Raw genomic sequence first — 14,924 nt, 5'->3', positions numbered from 1 at the left:
GCTCGTTGACCACTCAGTTGAAGAAGCGCTGGCCGTTCTTGGCCATTTCACGCAGCTTCGCGGTCGGGTGGTACAGCGGCCCCAGGTCGGCGTACTGGTCGGCCAGGGCAACGAATTCAGCCACACCGATCGAGTCGATGTAGCGCAGCGCACCACCCCGGAACGGAGGGAAGCCAATCCCGTAGACCAAGCCCATGTCGGCTTCGGCAGCGGTTTCGACAATACCGTCTTCCAGGCAGCGCACGGTTTCCAGGCACAGCGGCACCATCATCCAGTTGATGATGTCTTCGTCGCTCACTTCACGCTGTTCGAAGACGATCGGTGCGAGTACCTCCTGCACGCTGGCATCGACGACTTTCTTAGGCTTGCCACGCTTGTCAGTTTCGTAGGCGTAGAAGCCTTTGCCGTTCTTCTGGCCAAGACGGTTGGCTTCGTAGAGGGCATCGACAGCCGAGCGGCGCTCGTCCTTCATGCGGTCTGGGAAACCTTCGGCCATGACGTCACGGCCGTGGTGGCCGGTGTCGATACCGACTACGTCCATCAGATAGGCCGGGCCCATCGGCCAGCCGAACTTTTCCATGACCTTATCGATGCGCACGAAGTCGACGCCCGCGCTGACCAGTTTGGCGAAGCCGCCGAAGTACGGGAACAGCACTCGGTTGACCAAAAAGCCCGGGCAGTCGTTGACCACGATCGGGTTCTTGCCCATCTTCTTGGCATAGGCCACGGTGGTGGCAACCGCCACTTCACTGGACTTCTCGCCACGAATCACTTCCACCAGCGGCATCATGTGCACGGGGTTGAAGAAGTGCATGCCAACGAAGTTTTCTGGACGTTTGAGCGCCTTGGCCAGCAGGTTGATGGAAATGGTCGAAGTATTGGAGGCGAGGATCGCATCTTCCTTGACCTGGCCTTCCACTTCGGCCAGCACGGCCTGTTTGACTTTAGGGTTCTCGACCACGGCCTCGACGACGATGTCGACGTTGGCGAAATCACCGTACGACAGGGTCGGGCGAATGGCATTGAGCGCCTCGGCCATCTTGGCCGGCGTCAGGCGGCCTTTCTCGACGCGATTGCCGAGCAGCTTGGATGCCTCGTTAAGGCCCAGCTGGATGGCCTCCTCGCGGATGTCCTTCATCAAGATCGGCGTGCCTTTGACCGCCGACTGGTAGGCGATGCCACCGCCCATGATGCCAGCGCCCAGTACCGCCGCCTGCTTCACATCACGGGCGATTTCGTCGTGGGCTTTAGCCTTGCGCTTGAGCTCTTGATCGTTGAGGAACAGACCGATGAGGCTTTCGGCGACCGAAGTCTTGGCCAGCTTGGCGAAGCCCGCGGCTTCGACTTCCAGCGCCTTGTCGCGGCCGTAGTTGGCAGCTTTTTGAATGCTCTTGATCGCCTCGACCGGTGCCGGGTAGTTCGGGCCTGCCTGGCCGGCGACGAAGCCCTTGGCGGTTTCGAAGGCCATCATCTGCTCGATGGCGTTGAGCTTGAGTTTTTCCAGCTTGGGTTGGCGCTTGGCTTTGTAGTCCAGCTCGCCACTGATGGCGCGCTTGATCAGGTCCAGGGCGCCGGCCTGCAACAGTTCAGGGGCGACGACTGCATCCACCGCGCCAACTTTCAGGGCGTCTTCGGCACGGTTTTCCTTACCAGCGGCGATCCACTCGATGGCATTGTCGGAACCGATCAGGCGCGGCAGGCGCACGGTGCCGCCAAAGCCTGGGTAGATGCCCAACTTGACTTCAGGCAGGCCAATCTTGGCAGTGGTGGACATCACTCGGTAGTCGGCCGCCAGGCACATCTCCAGGCCGCCGCCCAGGGCGATACCGTTGATGGCCGCCACAGTGGGCACCTCGAGGTCTTCGAAGGCGTTGAAGATGCGATTGGCTTCCAAGTTGCCGGCAACCAGTTCGGCCTCGGGCAGCTTGAAGTTGTCGACGAATTCGGTGATATCGGCGCCGACGATGAACACGTCCTTACCGCTGCTGACGATCACACCTGTCACCGAGGCGTCGGCCTTGATGGCATCGACAGCCTGGCGCAATTCGTCCAGGGTCAGGCGATTGAACTTGTTGACGGACTCACCCTTGAGGTCGAATTTCAATTCGACGATGCCGCTTTCAAGAGCCTTAACCGTGATGGCTTTACCTTCGTAAATCATCAACTGATCTCCACGATATGGAAGCTGAACTGTACACACCGATCGCTGAGAGAAGCCGGCGTTGCCGCCCTCGCCCAGGCACACACCCGTCGGCGCGATAGTCGGGATTCGTATGAGCGGCGTGACATACAAACGCTCATTTCATACGCCCGTTTGATTTGGGTGCGCCTACATTCTCCGAAATGCCGAGCGTTGTCAAATGCTCACGAAAAGCCGATCAACCCGACTTTCCAGCCATTGTGCAGCGCCAGGGCATAAGCATGATGACAGTGATCGCAGACCATTCATGGCGACGATTGACCCAAACGCGGTGCCGAGCGCTGCAACTTTCCCGTGCACGCCGGCAGGAAATGACTACACTGCCTATGCATCGATGAAATTCCCGGCCTGCCTGGCCTTTTCTGCACTGCAGAAACGACAAAGCGGCAACCTGGTAGCTACCGGGTTGCCGCTTTGTCGTTATGGGTGTCAGGCCAGGGCGTCGAAGGCGTAGGCAATATCCTGCAATACAGATTCATCACCACGCTCGCTCCAGTACAGGGCGATCATGCGTTTATCGGCCTCCACTTTGTAGACCGTTGCCGGCAAGCGCGCGAAAACCGCGCCCAGCCGTGGGTCTTCACAGACTTCTTTCCATTGGTTCCACCAGATACCGGGGCTGACCTGCCAGTAACACCAGCAGTCTTCGTGCCCCCTACGGCGGGCACGGTGGTACTGCGGACAAGGGCTAGGTGGCTCTTTTTCGAGCCAATGGGGCCACTGTGTCGGTGCCAGCTGCATGGCCAGGCCCATGCGCCGCGCAGCCAGGCGCAGGGTCATCTGCTGCCCTTGTTTGCGCGACAACCGCAACCAGGAAAGCGGGCTCAGAATCAGCGCAAGGATTGACACCACCAGCCATACCGTCATATCAGTAGTTTCCATAAAGCGTTGCAAATGAGCGGGTTACTCAGTTTCACGGATGACCTGCAGGAAAGCGACCATACTTCCTACTATCGCGATTGTCAGGAGTGCAGCTCATGTCCTACGAACATCTTCTGGTCGCCGTCGACCTTACCGAAGAGTGCGACCCGGTGATCAAACGTGCCATGGCGTTGGCGGCACCCTCCAATGCCAAGGTCTCGCTGGTACATATCGTCGAACCGATGGCCATGGCTTTTGGTGGTGATGTGCCCATGGACCTGTCGCAACTGCAGCAGCAGCAATTCGACCAGGCCAAGGAGCGCATGGACCGCTTGTTCAACAAATACCCCGATATCCACCGCGGCGACTCTCACTTGACGTATGGCCAGCCGCGCCAAGAGATCCATCAATTGGCCAAGGAGCAGAACTGCGACCTGATCGTGGTGGGCAGCCATGGGCGGCATGGTTTGGCACTGCTGCTGGGCTCCACAGCCAATGACGTGCTTCACGGCGCACCGTGCGATGTGCTGGCGGTGCGTTTGCTGAAAAAAGAATGATGTAGCGCGCATCGACCTCTTCGCGGGTAAACCCGCCCCTACAGTAGCTGCACCAGTCCCAGGACCTGCGCAGCTACTGTAGAAGCGGATCTACCTACCAACGGCTATACCAGTCTCAGCCTTCCAGCTCGGCCCACCGCTCCACCAGCGTATCCAGCTCAGCTTGCAGCCCCTCGATCTTGGCCAGCACCGCCGATGTCTCGGCAATCGGCCGTTGATAGAAGCCTGGGGCATTCACTTCTGCCTGGGCCTGGGCCATGCGCTGCTCGACTTCATCGATCTGCCCCGGCAGCATTTCCAGCTCCCGTTGCAGCTTGTAGCTGAGCTTCTTCTTCGAGGCATCCGCCACTGGCGCTGCAGGTGCAGGCGTCGCGGCTGCCGCGGGCTTCTCCACCACCGCACTGTTGAGCTCTGACTTGCCACCCTTGCTCTCGGTCACGCCGAGCAGCTTCGCCGAGCCACCCTGACGGATCCAGTCCTCATAGCCACCGACGTACTCGCGTACCTTGCCCTCACCTTCGAATACCAAAGTGCTGGTGACCACGTTATCGAGGAAGGCCCGGTCGTGGCTGACCATCAGCACGGTGCCCTTGTAATTGCACAGCACCTCTTCGAGCAACTCGAGGGTTTCCACATCAAGGTCGTTGGTCGGTTCGTCGAGCACCAGCAGGTTGGCCGGTTTGCTGAACAGCTTTGCCAGCAGCAACCGCGCACGTTCGCCGCCAGACAGCGCCTTGACCGGCGTGCGCGCACGCTGCGGGCTGAACAGGAAATCGCCCAGGTAGCTCAGCACATGGCGGTTCTGACCATCGATCTCGATGAAGTCGCGGCCTTCGGCGAGGTTGTCGATCACGGTCTTTTCCAGATCGAGCTGGTGACGCATCTGATCGAAGTACGCGACCTCAAGCTTGGTACCACGCTCGACTTTGCCCGCCGTTGGCTCCAGGTCGCCGAGCATCATCTTCAGCAACGTGGTCTTGCCCGTACCGTTGGCGCCCAGCAAGCCGATGCGGTCCTGACGCTGCAAGACCATGGAGAAGTCCTTGACCAGCAGCGGGCCCTCGGGGTGATGGAAGCTGACATTCTCCAGCACCATGACCTGCTTGCCGGATTTGTCCGCCGCCTCTATCTGGATATTCGCCCGGCCTTGACGCTCGCGGCGCTCACTACGCTCCACGCGCAGTGCCTTGAGTGCACGCACACGGCCCTCGTTACGGGTGCGGCGGGCCTTGATGCCCTGGCGAATCCATACCTCTTCCTGGGCCAGGCGCTTGTCGAACAGCGCGTTGGCAGTCTCCTCCGCGGCTAGGGCGGCTTCCTTGTGCACCAGGAAGCTGGCGTAGTCGCCATTCCAGTCGATCAGCCCGCCACGGTCCAGTTCGAGGATGCGAGTGGCCAGGTTCTGCAGGAAGGAGCGGTCGTGGGTGATGAACAGCACAGCTCCGTTGAAGCCGCGCAGAGCCTCTTCAAGCCAGGCAATGGCACCGATGTCCAGGTGGTTGGTGGGCTCGTCGAGCAGCAGCAGGTCAGGTTCGGAGACCAAAGCCTGGGCCAGCAGCACACGGCGACGCCAGCCACCTGAGAGTTCGGCCAAAGTCTTGTCGGCAGGCAGCTGAAGACGGCTGAGGGTGCTTTCCACCACTTGCTGAAGGCGCCAGCCATCGCGGGCCTCGAGCTCGTGCTGGACGTGCATGAGTTTTTCCAGATCCTCATCGCCCTGGATGTTCTGGCTCAGATGATGGAACTGCGCGAGCAACTCGCCAACGCCATCCAGGCCAGCGGCGACCACGTCGAACACCGTGCGCTCATCGGCCACCGGCAGTTCCTGGGGAAGCTCACCAATCTTCAAGCCAGGGGCACGCCAGATTTCGCCGTCGTCGCCCTTCTGCTCGCCCTTTACCAGGCGCAGCATGCTCGACTTGCCAGTACCGTTACGGCCGATGATGCACACCCGCTCGCCACGGGCGATCTGCCAGGACACTTTGTCCAGCAGCGGCATCGCGCCGAATGCGAGGGACACATCGCTGAATTTGAGCAGGGTCATGTTTGTCTCCAGAAAGCGGGCGCGCATTCTAACTGAATTGCCCCCTTCAAGCATAAAGTTGACCGGCGCAGCGGCCTGGGCGACGCCCGGTCGGCGTTAATGCCCGGTTACAAGCACAGCGCTATCACCCGGCGCCGGCAAACGGCTAAGCTAAGGCAATTGACTTCATCAGTGCTGGCATCGCCGTCACTTCCCCATGGTTCAACTGCCCGGACGTATCATGCGCAGCCGCCTGTTTCAGATTGCTTCCTGCCTGCTACTCACCGCCGCCACTGCCAGCGCGGCACAGGCCACCGACCTTTCCCTGCAACGTCAGTACTACGACGAAGCCAAGCGTGCGCTGGCCAAGGGCGACAAGGGCCCTTACCTGCGCTACAGCCAGGCATTGAGCGACTATCCACTGACGCCTTACCTTGCCTATGACGAACTGACCGCACGCCTGAAGACCGCCAGCAACGAGGAAATCGAGGGTTTCCTGGCCCAGCACGGTGACCTGCCCCAGGCAAACTGGATGAAACTGCGCTGGTTGCGGTGGCTCGCCGAACGTGGCGAGTGGAATACCTTTGCCAAGTATTATGACCCCAAGCTCAACTTCACCGAACTCGACTGCCTCAACGGGCAATATCAGTTGAGCCACGGGCAGCGTGCCGAGGGTTTTGCCAGCGCCGAAAAACTGTGGAATGTGGGCAAGTCGCAACCAGCGGCCTGCGATACTTTGTTCGGCATGTGGGCAGCAGAAGGTCAGCTCACCGAAGCCAAACGCTGGAACCGCGCGAAGCTTGCAGCACAGGCACGTAACTATGCGCTGGCCAACAGCCTGGTACAGGGCCTGACCACACTGGCAGCGCAAGGCCGTTTGCTGATCGATGTGGCGCAAAAACCTGAACTGCTGAACCAACCCTCGCGTTTCACCCCGGCCAACGAAGCCATGGCGGATGTGGTCAGCCTTGGCCTGCGTCGCTTGGCCCGGCAAGACCCGGATCGTGCCATGAGCATGCTCGACGACTATGCCCAGCGCATGCATTTCTCCCGTGACGAGAAGGTCGCCATCGCCCGCGAAATAGGCCTGACCCTTGCCCGCCGTTACGACCCTCGCGCCTTGGACCTGATGACCCGCTACGACCCCGAGCTGCGCGACAACACGGTCAGTGAATGGCGTTTACGCCTGCTGCTGCGCCTGGGCCGCTGGGAAGACGCCTACGAACTCACCAAGCGTCTGCCGCAGGACCTGGCCGCCAGCAGCCGCTGGAAGTACTGGCAAGCTCGCAGTTTGGAGCTAGCCCAGCCGAGCAACCCACAGATCCCACTGCTGTATAAGAACGTTGCCCGTGAGCGCGACTTCTACGGGTTCCTGGCGGCGGATCGGGCAAAAACTCCGTATCAGTTGAACAACCGGCCCTTGGTGCTGAGCCCGCAGCTGATGAACAAAGTACGCAATGCGCCAGGCATTCGCCGTGCCATGGAGTTTCACGCCCGTGGCCAGATCGTCGAAGGCCGCCGCGAGTGGTACCATGCCAGCCGCCACTTCAGCCGCGATGAAATGGTCGCTCAGGCACGCCTGGCCTACGACATGCGCTGGTACTTCCCCGCCATTCGTACCATCAGCCAGGCGCAGTATTGGGACGATCTAGATATTCGCTTCCCGATGGCGTATCGCGACACCTTGGTCCGCGAAGCCAAGGTCCGTGGCCTGCACTCCAGCTGGGTGTTCGCCATCACCCGCCAGGAGAGCGCGTTCATGGAGGACGCCCGCTCAAGCGTCGGTGCCAGCGGCTTGATGCAGGTAATGCCGGCCACCGCCAAAGAAACGGCACGCAAGTTCAGCATCCCGCTGGCTTCACCGCAGCAGATGTTCAACCCGGAGAAGAACATTCAGGTCGGCGCTGCCTACCTGAGCCAAGTGCACGGGCAGTTCAATGGCAACCGAGTGCTGGCCTCCGCCGCCTACAACGCCGGCCCCGGCCGTGTCAGGCAGTGGCTCAAAGGCGCCAAGCATCTGAGCTTCGACGTATGGGTCGAGTCGATCCCGTTCGACGAAACACGCCAGTACGTACAAAACGTGCTGTCCTATTCGGTGATCTATGGGCAGAAGCTGAATGTGCCCCAGCCCCTGGTGGACTGGCATGAGCGCTACTTCGATGACATGTGACATGCGCTGAACCAGCGCCGAAGGCTTCGCAGGTAAGCTCGCTGTTACAGCAACCACGGGCCATACGGCCCGTGTGGCACCTGTGGCATAGCCGCGAAGAGGCCTGCCTGGATTACTCCAGCACTTCGACCTGCATGCCCACCTCAAGCCAACCTGCGCCATCGGCGGCCAGGTTTTGCCCGAACAGAATATCCCCATCGCGCTCGCGGAATGTCTTGAGGGTGGTCAATGGCTCGCGGTCCAGGCTGCGCTCGCCGGTGGCGGGGTCCAGGGTGGTGAAGATGCAGCGCACACTTGGCTTGAGTACACGAAACACCAGAGTGCCGATGCGAATCCGCTTCCAGCCGTCTTCGGCGAACGGCTGCGCCCCCTTCACCACCAGATTCGGCCGAAAGCGCAGCATCTCCATGGGGCGACCGATTCGGTGGTTCAACTCATCCAGCGAACTCTGGCCGATCAGCAGTAAGGGGAAGCCATCAGGGAACGCCGCGCGGTCACTGTTCAGGCCATAGCCGCTGGGCAGGTAGCGTGCTCGCTGCTCAGGGCAATGAACCAGGCGCACCGCTTTACCAAGCCATTGCGACAACCAGCCGGCCACCTCATCCCCGGCGTCGGGAACGCGCAGGGTGTCACGCCATACGGTCACACCACGTAACGCCTCATCAGCGTCAGGCACCGCCACCCGCATAGAACCCTGCCCCGGCAATTCCAGCAGCAACTCGCCGCTGTCGCTTTCGCAAGCTTTCAATTGCCCCAACTGCGGCCAGGCGCGCTGGGTGAGAAAGCGTCCATTCTCCTGCTCGACCACCATCCACCGCCGATCGCCTTGCAACCCGAGCAGCCCTACCGGCGAGCCCTGCAAGCATTGCGCCTGCCCAGACTTCACCGGGTACCTGTACAACTCACTGAGAAACATCCCTGCCGGCCTCATTTCAGGTCAAACACCAAGCTTATACCTGGCAGGCCGCCGGATCACCCGTTGCTGGCATCGAGCAGCAGGCGCTGCTTCACCACATCCACAAGACGATCGGGCTGGAATTTGGAGAGGAAGTTGTCGCAACCCACCTTCTTCACCATCGACTCGTTGAAGCTGCCCGACAACGAGGTATGCAGCACCACATAAAGCCCACGCAAGCGTGCATCGTTACGGATTTCCGTGGTCAACCGGTAACCATCCATCTCGGGCATCTCCGCATCGGTGAAGACCATCAGCAGCTTTTCACAGATGTTTTCCCCCGCATCGGCCCAACCTTTGAGCATGCGCAAGGCTTTCAATCCGTCACTGGGCAGCTTCATCCCCAGTTGTGACAAGGTATCGCGCAACTGCGCCAAGGCCACGCTGGAGTCATCCACCAGCAGCACTTCACGGCCCCGCGCGCGGGCCAATATCGGATCGGCGAGTTTGTCGCCAGAAACCCTGGCGTTGTACGGCACAATTTCGGCCAGCACCTTCTCAACGTCGATGACTTCCACCAGCTTGTCGTCCACTTTGGTAATGGCGGTCAAATAGTGCTGGCGACCAGCGCTGGAAGGCGGAGGCATGATGGCTTCCCAGTTCATGTTGACGATCCGATCGACTCCGCCCACCAGAAACGCCTGTACCGAGCGGTTGTACTCGGTGACGATGATGGTGCTATCCGGCCCCGGTTCTATCGGGCGCATACCGATGGCCTGGGACAGGTCGATCACCGGCAGGGTCTGCCCACGCAAGTTGACTACGCCGCAGACGAACGCATGGCGCTGCGGCATCAGGGTCAGTTTGGGCAGTTGCAGCACTTCCTGAACCTTGAAGACGTTGATTGCGAACAACTGGCGGCCGGCCAGGCGAAACATCAGGATTTCCAGCCGGTTCTCACCCACCAGTTGTGTGCGTTGATCGACCGTGTCGAGAATACCAGCCATCGGAAGCCCCCAGGGTTGTAGCGGAAAAATATGAAGTGATCCGCTTTATATCGGCACACTACCGGGCTTCTTTACCCCTTAGAAAAAGCCCACTGGACTCATTGATATCACATTAACATCATGCTTTACTGCGATACACCTTGTTAGTTCGCACCCTATGGGTCCTCAGGGAAACCCCTAGGGGCAATCAGGTGCAACCTGATGTTCGCGATATCCTTTAGCCATTAATGTGACGCCATTCTCACTGCATGAATGGAGTCAGGCTATTGCCCGCGTTCGACAAGGTGTCGCCATCCCCTGCTCCAGCCCACCGCGCCGGAGTGCAATGATGGACAGCAGCTCTAATATCGACACCCTGCAGGACTTCCTGCTGGATGCTCAAGTCCTGCTGACCCAGTCACAGGAATGCCTGCAGCATCTGGAACTGATCGCCAATGATCCAGATGCCTGCCTGTGCCTGAACCGTGCCCTCCAGACCCTGGCCCGACGCGCCGGCACTCTGGGGTTGCTTGAAGTCGCCCATTACGCGAGCGCTCTCCATCAATTACTGGCGCCGGCCTGTGAACACCAGTGCCTGAGCCCCCTCGCCTTGCGCACACTCAATGCCTGCCTGACCTTGCTGGCCTGGCAACTGGAATTGATCGATCTGCAAACAGGGAGCCTGTCTTTGGACACCTGCGAACAGGTGGCGCTGCTGAACAAACTGGCGGTAGTACTTGATCAGCCATTCTCGCAAACGTGTGCGCCTGGCACCGAGAAGGGTCCCGACTGCGTGCATAAATACGGCACGGTGCCAGCCGGGCCAACAGGCAAAAAAGACGGTAACCGCCACTGAGCGGCGCGGCAGAGCAACTAGGTGTCGATCCGAAGTGTTAAGATGCGCGCAAACAATTAACGGCCATCCAATCGTCGTTTCGAGCCGCGTTCGCGAGTTGTAGCAAGCTCAATGCCAACGTTCGTGCAACGACCTGTGCTCGGTTCCCATCCGCAAGACTAAGTGGCTTCTCGACTCTATGTTCCCACGCTTGAAGATGTTGTTGCGCCGACGCTCACCGGCCACTTTGCTGCACTGGGCGACGGCCTCACTGTGCGTGGTGTCTCTCCTTGCAAATCTGGCAATCTTCGCTGCAGGGCAAGATCTGCCGCCCAGCCTATTGCTACTGCAACTGCTGGCCACGCTTGGCGTATGCTGGCACTTGGGCCATGTGGCGAAATCGATCAGCCTGCGCCCGGCCGAGCTGGCAGAGCGCATGCTCAAGGTGCAGGAAGACGAGCGCCAGCACCTGAGCCGCGAACTGCATGACGACATAGGCCAACTGTTGACGGCCGCCAAGATGCAACTGCAATGGCTGCAACGCCGCGTTCCGAGCGACTTGGAAGTCCACTGCATCAGCCTGCACGCCACCCTTAAGGACACCCTGGGCAAAGTGCGCGACGTATCCGCGCTGCTCAACCCACGTCAATTGGCCAGCCTTGGCCTGGAAGCCTGCCTGCGAGCTCACTTGCTTCGCACGCTGGAAAGCACCGATTTGAAATGGAGCCTTGAGTGCCACCAACGCTTGGGTGGCATTGCCGAAGACGTTGCCATGGCAGCGTTTCGCATCACCCAGGAGGCGGTCACCAACGTGCTGCGTCATGCGCGGGCGCGTAACCTGATCATCCGCCTGCAACGAAGCCCCCTAGGGCTTGCACTGACGATTCAGGATGACGGCAAGGGCTTTTTGCCGGCTGACGACCCTGCCCAAGCCGGCCAACGTGGCATGGCTGGCATGCAGGAACGGGCAACCGCACTCAACGGAAGCCTGGCGATCACCAGCCAGCTAGGCCAGGGGACGACCATCGACGTGCTGTTCCCATGGCCCCCCCGTAGCCATGAACGCGCCAGGAATAACCTTGCATCATGACCTGTAGACTGCTGCTGGTGGATGACCATGCGCTGATCCGTGCCGGGGTCCGAGCCCTGGTTTCCGATATTCCCGGCTACACGGTGGTCGGCGAGGCCGATGACGGTAGCCAGCTGCTCGAAATGGTACGCCAGCATTCCCCCGATGTTGTGCTGCTGGACATTTCCATGCGCTCGACCAGTGGCCTCGATGCCCTCACCCAGCTGCGCGCAGCAGGCAACACCTGTACCGTGCTGATCCTGTCAATGCATACCGATCCTGACTTGATCATGCGAGCACTGGAAAGCGGCGCCCATGGCTATCTACTCAAAGATGCGACGGCAACCGAGCTCGAACAGGCCCTGACGGCCCTGAGCAGTGGCGAGCGCTATCTAAGCCCAGCCATTGCCCATACCGTGATCGATCAAGCGCTGATGCGTGCCCAGCACGGTAAGCCGGCAGCGGTGGATCGCCATAACCTTACAGCGCGGCAGCTGGAGATCCTGCGCCTGATCGTGCGAGGTAAGTCGACCCGCGAGATCGCCGCGGGGCTGGCGCTGTCGATCAAAACCGTGGAAACCCACCGCTCGCAGATCATGAAGCGCCTGCACATCTATGACGTGGCGGGTCTTGTGCTGTTTGCCGTACGCGAAAAGATCATCAGTCTGGACGACTGAGCAGCGGCGAATTGGGCGGCAGATGCACGTTCAACGCTGACGGTACTGCGGTAAAACGAAGGCTGTCGGCTTTGAGGGGTTCACCATCGAGGTTGATATCCAGCCCTTGGGAGCAGGTAATTTCTACCCAAGGCAAACGTGCCCGCACGAACAGCCCGTCACCGGCCAGTAGATCGCGCAGCGCACCGACCATTTCCTGGGGCGCCGGCAGAATGGCAATATCGAGCAAGCCGTCATTCACTTGCGCCTCAGGGCACAGCACCTGCCCGCCACCGGCCTGGCGACCATTACCGATTCCCAGCGCCAGAAGATCACCCTGCCAATCGAAACCTGGGCCCGATACTTGAACCGATGCAGCCTGCAGTTCGCTGAAGCGCGATAGCCCAGTGAACAGATAGGCGGCGGCGCCGAGCATTTTCTTCAGGTCTTCGGAGGTGCTTGCGGTGACTTGGCTGCCGAAACCGCCTGTGGCCATGTTGAGGAATAGCTGGTCGCCGACCTGCCCCAGGTCGATGGGACGCGGCGGCAGGTCCAGCAGCGCCAGCGCATGGGCAGGTTCCATGGAAATGCCAGCGGCCTTGGCGAAGTCGTTGGCCGTTCCCAGCGGCAGCAAGGCCAGGCTGGCCTGAGTACGCGCCTGGCCCATGGCCTCGGCCACATCGCGCAGCGTGCCATCACCGCCTCCGGCGATCACCTGGCAGTAGCCTGCCGCCAGGGCTTCGCCCACCAGCCGCTTGGCATCGCCGCCCTCCCAGGTGACGCGTACATCCAGCGTCCAGCCTCGCTCTCGCATAGCGATGACCGCCTCGCGCACTGCTTCATTCATGGCTTGCTTGCCATGCAGGATTAACATCGCTTTGCGCTGTGTCATCACGCTTCTCCATTGGGGCTATTGCGTGCAGATCTCGACCACAAACAACAGCGAAATACTGCACTGCCATGCCAAATCAGGCATTCGAGTGCGCGGCTGCCCTCAAGGCCGATCAAAAAATCGCCAGATTCACATAAATACCGTTGAAACGTTTTGTTAAGGAGAGCATGATCGACAAAAATTTGGCCATCATGGAAGAAGCTACTGCGAAAAGTCGTTTTTTTGACTTTTCCGCCAAAACCGTGACAGGTCGCGAAGTTCCCCTTAACCGCGCTATACCCAGCGCCAAGCGTCGAGGCTGTGAAATGAGCGTTCTGATCCCCTGCATCATTGCCGGCGGTGCCGGCACCCGCTTGTGGCCGGTTTCTCGCGAAGCCATGCCTAAACCCTTCATGCGATTGCCCGACGGCCAAAGCCTGCTGCAAAAAACCTTTGCCCGCGCAGCCGCGCTACCCGGCGTGGAACGGGTGCTAACGGTGACCAACCGCGAAGTGTTTTTCCGCACCCAGGACGAGTATCGCCAGGTGAACCCCGACAAACTCGGCCTGGACTACCTGCTGGAAACCAACGGTCGCAACACCGCCCCGGCCATCGCTGCCGCCGCGCTGCACTGCGCAAGCCATTACGGAAACGACAGCGTGTTGCTGGTGATGCCTGCCGACCACGTCATTGAGCACGCCGAGGCCTTCGCCACTGCCGTGGAGCAGGCGCGGCAACTGGCCGAAAAGGGCTGGCTGGCGACGTTCGGCCTAGTACCCAGCCGCGCTGAAACTGGCTTTGGCTACATCGAGCGGGGCCAAGCCGTCGGCGACCATGGGTATCAGGTGAACTGCTTCGTAGAGAAACCTGACGCTGCAACTGCCCTTAGCTACCTTGAAGGCGGCCGCCATCTGTGGAACGCCGGTATGTTCTGCCTGCAGGTGGGCACCCTTCTGGCCGAGTTGCAGGCGCACGCACCGCAGCTGCTTGCCTGTGTGACCGACTGCCTGGGGCAGAGCGCGACCAAGCAAGGCGAAAAGGTGCTGCAGGTTGAGCTGGACCCAGCAAGCTTTGCCCTGGCAGAAGACATCTCCATCGACTACGCGCTGATGGAGCGCTCCGCCAAGGTTGCGGTAGTGCCGTGCGAGCTGGGTTGGAGCGACATCGGCAGTTGGGAAGCTGTGCGCGGACTGCGTCACACCGATGACGATGGCAACCATTGCAACGGTGAAACCGTGCTGCACCAAGTCACTAACTGCTATATCGATTCGCCCAAGCGCCTGGTCGGCGCGGTGGGGCTGGATAACCTTATCGTGATCGATACGCCCGACGCATTGCTGATCGCCGACGCTGCCCGCAGTCAAGAGGTCAAGGTCATTGCGCAGCAGCTTAAGCACCAGGGCCATGAAGCCTACCGCCTGCACCGCACCGTCACGCGCCCTTGGGGCATGTACACCGTGCTAGAAGAGGGCCCGCGCTTCAAGATCAAGCGGATCATGGTACGCCCTGGCGAATCGCTGTCGCTGCAGATGCACCATCATCGCAGCGAGCACTGGATCATCGTCAGCGGCATGGCCTGCGTGACCAATGGTGAAGAGGAGTTTTTGCTCGACACCAATGAGTCGACTTTCATCAAACCTGGCCGCACTCACCGCCTGACCAACCCCGGCGTCATCGACCTGGTGATGATCGAGGTACAAAGCGGCGAGTACCTGGGCGAAGACGACATCGTGCGCTTTACTGATATCTATGGACGCGTCCCGGCGGCAGCCCTCGGCTGAAGGCTGGCGGGCGCGTTTTT

12 protein-coding genes are annotated in these 14,924 nt (G+C 60.3%); 6 read left to right on the top strand and 6 right to left on the bottom strand.

Going from position 1 to position 14,924, the window contains the following annotated elements:
• Window positions 1-13: 13 nt before the first annotated feature.
• A complete protein-coding gene (gene fadB, locus ACK59H_RS10875; RefSeq protein ID WP_060476652.1) occupies window positions 14-2,161 on the bottom strand; it encodes a fatty acid oxidation complex subunit alpha FadB in 2,148 nt (715 codons plus the stop codon).
• 468 nt (window positions 2,162-2,629) lie between these two features.
• Window positions 2,630-3,067 (bottom strand): hypothetical protein, encoded by a 438-nt coding sequence (locus ACK59H_RS10870; RefSeq protein ID WP_060476651.1) that lies wholly within the window; start codon window positions 3,065-3,067, stop codon window positions 2,630-2,632.
• A gap of 110 nt (window positions 3,068-3,177) precedes the next feature.
• Here ACK59H_RS10870 and ACK59H_RS10865 point away from each other — a divergent pair, with 110 nt between their 5' ends.
• Window positions 3,178-3,618 carry a universal stress protein gene (locus ACK59H_RS10865; RefSeq protein ID WP_060476650.1) on the top strand — a complete coding sequence of 147 codons (441 nt, stop codon included), beginning with the start codon at window positions 3,178-3,180 and terminating at the stop codon, window positions 3,616-3,618.
• Window positions 3,619-3,733: 115 nt separating this feature from the next.
• Here the strand turns inward: ACK59H_RS10865 and ACK59H_RS10860 are convergent, their stop codons facing one another.
• Window positions 3,734-5,662 (bottom strand): ATP-binding cassette domain-containing protein, encoded by a 1,929-nt coding sequence (locus tag ACK59H_RS10860; RefSeq protein ID WP_060476649.1) that lies wholly within the window; start codon window positions 5,660-5,662, stop codon window positions 3,734-3,736.
• 220 nt (window positions 5,663-5,882) lie between these two features.
• On the opposite strand from ACK59H_RS10860, the gene ACK59H_RS10855 reads away from it, so the two are divergent.
• Complete coding sequence (locus ACK59H_RS10855) at window positions 5,883-7,811, top strand: transglycosylase SLT domain-containing protein (protein WP_186476731.1); 1,929 nt, start codon at window positions 5,883-5,885, stop codon at window positions 7,809-7,811.
• A gap of 112 nt (window positions 7,812-7,923) precedes the next feature.
• On the opposite strand, the gene ACK59H_RS10850 is transcribed toward ACK59H_RS10855, so the two are convergent.
• Window positions 7,924-8,727 carry an MOSC domain-containing protein gene (locus tag ACK59H_RS10850; RefSeq protein ID WP_060476647.1) on the bottom strand — a complete coding sequence of 268 codons (804 nt, stop codon included), beginning with the start codon at window positions 8,725-8,727 and terminating at the stop codon, window positions 7,924-7,926.
• Window positions 8,728-8,783: 56 nt separating this feature from the next.
• The gene (locus ACK59H_RS10845) at window positions 8,784-9,713 is read right to left on the bottom strand and encodes a chemotaxis protein (RefSeq protein WP_409264438.1); all 930 of its coding nucleotides are present in this window, start codon (window positions 9,711-9,713) and stop codon (window positions 8,784-8,786) included.
• Window positions 9,714-10,041: 328 nt separating this feature from the next.
• Between ACK59H_RS10845 and ACK59H_RS10840 the strand changes: the two genes are divergently transcribed.
• The 3 genes from ACK59H_RS10840 to ACK59H_RS10830 all read left to right on the top strand — a co-directional run bounded on the left by ACK59H_RS10840 (window position 10,042) and on the right by ACK59H_RS10830 (window position 12,273).
• Entirely contained in the window at window positions 10,042-10,548 is a 507-nt protein-coding gene (locus ACK59H_RS10840) for a hypothetical protein (RefSeq protein ID WP_060476645.1), read from the top strand.
• A gap of 178 nt (window positions 10,549-10,726) precedes the next feature.
• A complete protein-coding gene (locus tag ACK59H_RS10835; protein ID WP_060476644.1) occupies window positions 10,727-11,617 on the top strand; it encodes a sensor histidine kinase in 891 nt (296 codons plus the stop codon).
• Complete coding sequence (locus tag ACK59H_RS10830; protein ID WP_060476643.1) at window positions 11,614-12,273, top strand: response regulator transcription factor; 660 nt, start codon at window positions 11,614-11,616, stop codon at window positions 12,271-12,273. Before ACK59H_RS10835 ends, ACK59H_RS10830 begins: the two co-directional genes overlap by 4 nt.
• Here the strand turns inward: ACK59H_RS10830 and yegS are convergent.
• Window positions 12,257-13,144 carry a lipid kinase YegS gene (yegS, locus tag ACK59H_RS10825; protein ID WP_060476642.1) on the bottom strand — a complete coding sequence of 296 codons (888 nt, stop codon included), beginning with the start codon at window positions 13,142-13,144 and terminating at the stop codon, window positions 12,257-12,259. The genes ACK59H_RS10830 and yegS overlap by 17 nt on opposite strands.
• A gap of 305 nt (window positions 13,145-13,449) precedes the next feature.
• Here yegS and ACK59H_RS10820 point away from each other — a divergent pair, with 305 nt between their 5' ends.
• Window positions 13,450-14,904 carry a mannose-1-phosphate guanylyltransferase/mannose-6-phosphate isomerase gene (locus ACK59H_RS10820; RefSeq protein WP_060476828.1) on the top strand — a complete coding sequence of 485 codons (1,455 nt, stop codon included), beginning with the start codon at window positions 13,450-13,452 and terminating at the stop codon, window positions 14,902-14,904.
• Window positions 14,905-14,924 lie beyond the last annotated feature (20 nt).

The organism is Pseudomonas sp. KCJK9000 (assembly GCF_046230725.1).
In the GTDB taxonomy this organism is placed as follows: Bacteria; Pseudomonadota; Gammaproteobacteria; order Pseudomonadales; family Pseudomonadaceae; genus Aquipseudomonas; species Aquipseudomonas promysalinigenes.
Note: the sequence above shows the minus strand (reverse complement) of the source record. Positions and strands in the feature narration are given on the sequence as shown.

Bases quoted from the DNA above. Each gene is read 5' to 3' on its own strand.
- ACK59H_RS10850 (WP_060476647.1), bottom strand. From the start codon at position 8,727: ATGTTTCTCAGTGAGTTGTACAGGTACCCGGTGAAGTCTGGGCAGGCG.
- ACK59H_RS10830 (WP_060476643.1), top strand. From the start codon at position 11,614: ATGACCTGTAGACTGCTGCTGGTGGATGACCATGCGCTGATCCGTGCC.
- ACK59H_RS10855 (WP_186476731.1), top strand. From the start codon at position 5,883: ATGCGCAGCCGCCTGTTTCAGATTGCTTCCTGCCTGCTACTCACCGCC.
- ACK59H_RS10860 (WP_060476649.1), bottom strand. From the start codon at position 5,662: ATGACCCTGCTCAAATTCAGCGATGTGTCCCTCGCATTCGGCGCGATG.
- ACK59H_RS10865 (WP_060476650.1), top strand. From the start codon at position 3,178: ATGTCCTACGAACATCTTCTGGTCGCCGTCGACCTTACCGAAGAGTGC.
- ACK59H_RS10835 (WP_060476644.1), top strand. From the start codon at position 10,727: ATGTTCCCACGCTTGAAGATGTTGTTGCGCCGACGCTCACCGGCCACT.
- ACK59H_RS10845 (WP_409264438.1), bottom strand. From the start codon at position 9,713: ATGGCTGGTATTCTCGACACGGTCGATCAACGCACACAACTGGTGGGT.
- fadB (WP_060476652.1), bottom strand. From the start codon at position 2,161: ATGATTTACGAAGGTAAAGCCATCACGGTTAAGGCTCTTGAAAGCGGC.
- ACK59H_RS10870 (WP_060476651.1), bottom strand. From the start codon at position 3,067: ATGACGGTATGGCTGGTGGTGTCAATCCTTGCGCTGATTCTGAGCCCG.
- ACK59H_RS10820 (WP_060476828.1), top strand. From the start codon at position 13,450: ATGAGCGTTCTGATCCCCTGCATCATTGCCGGCGGTGCCGGCACCCGC.
- yegS (WP_060476642.1), bottom strand. From the start codon at position 13,144: ATGACACAGCGCAAAGCGATGTTAATCCTGCATGGCAAGCAAGCCATG.
- ACK59H_RS10840 (WP_060476645.1), top strand. From the start codon at position 10,042: ATGGACAGCAGCTCTAATATCGACACCCTGCAGGACTTCCTGCTGGAT.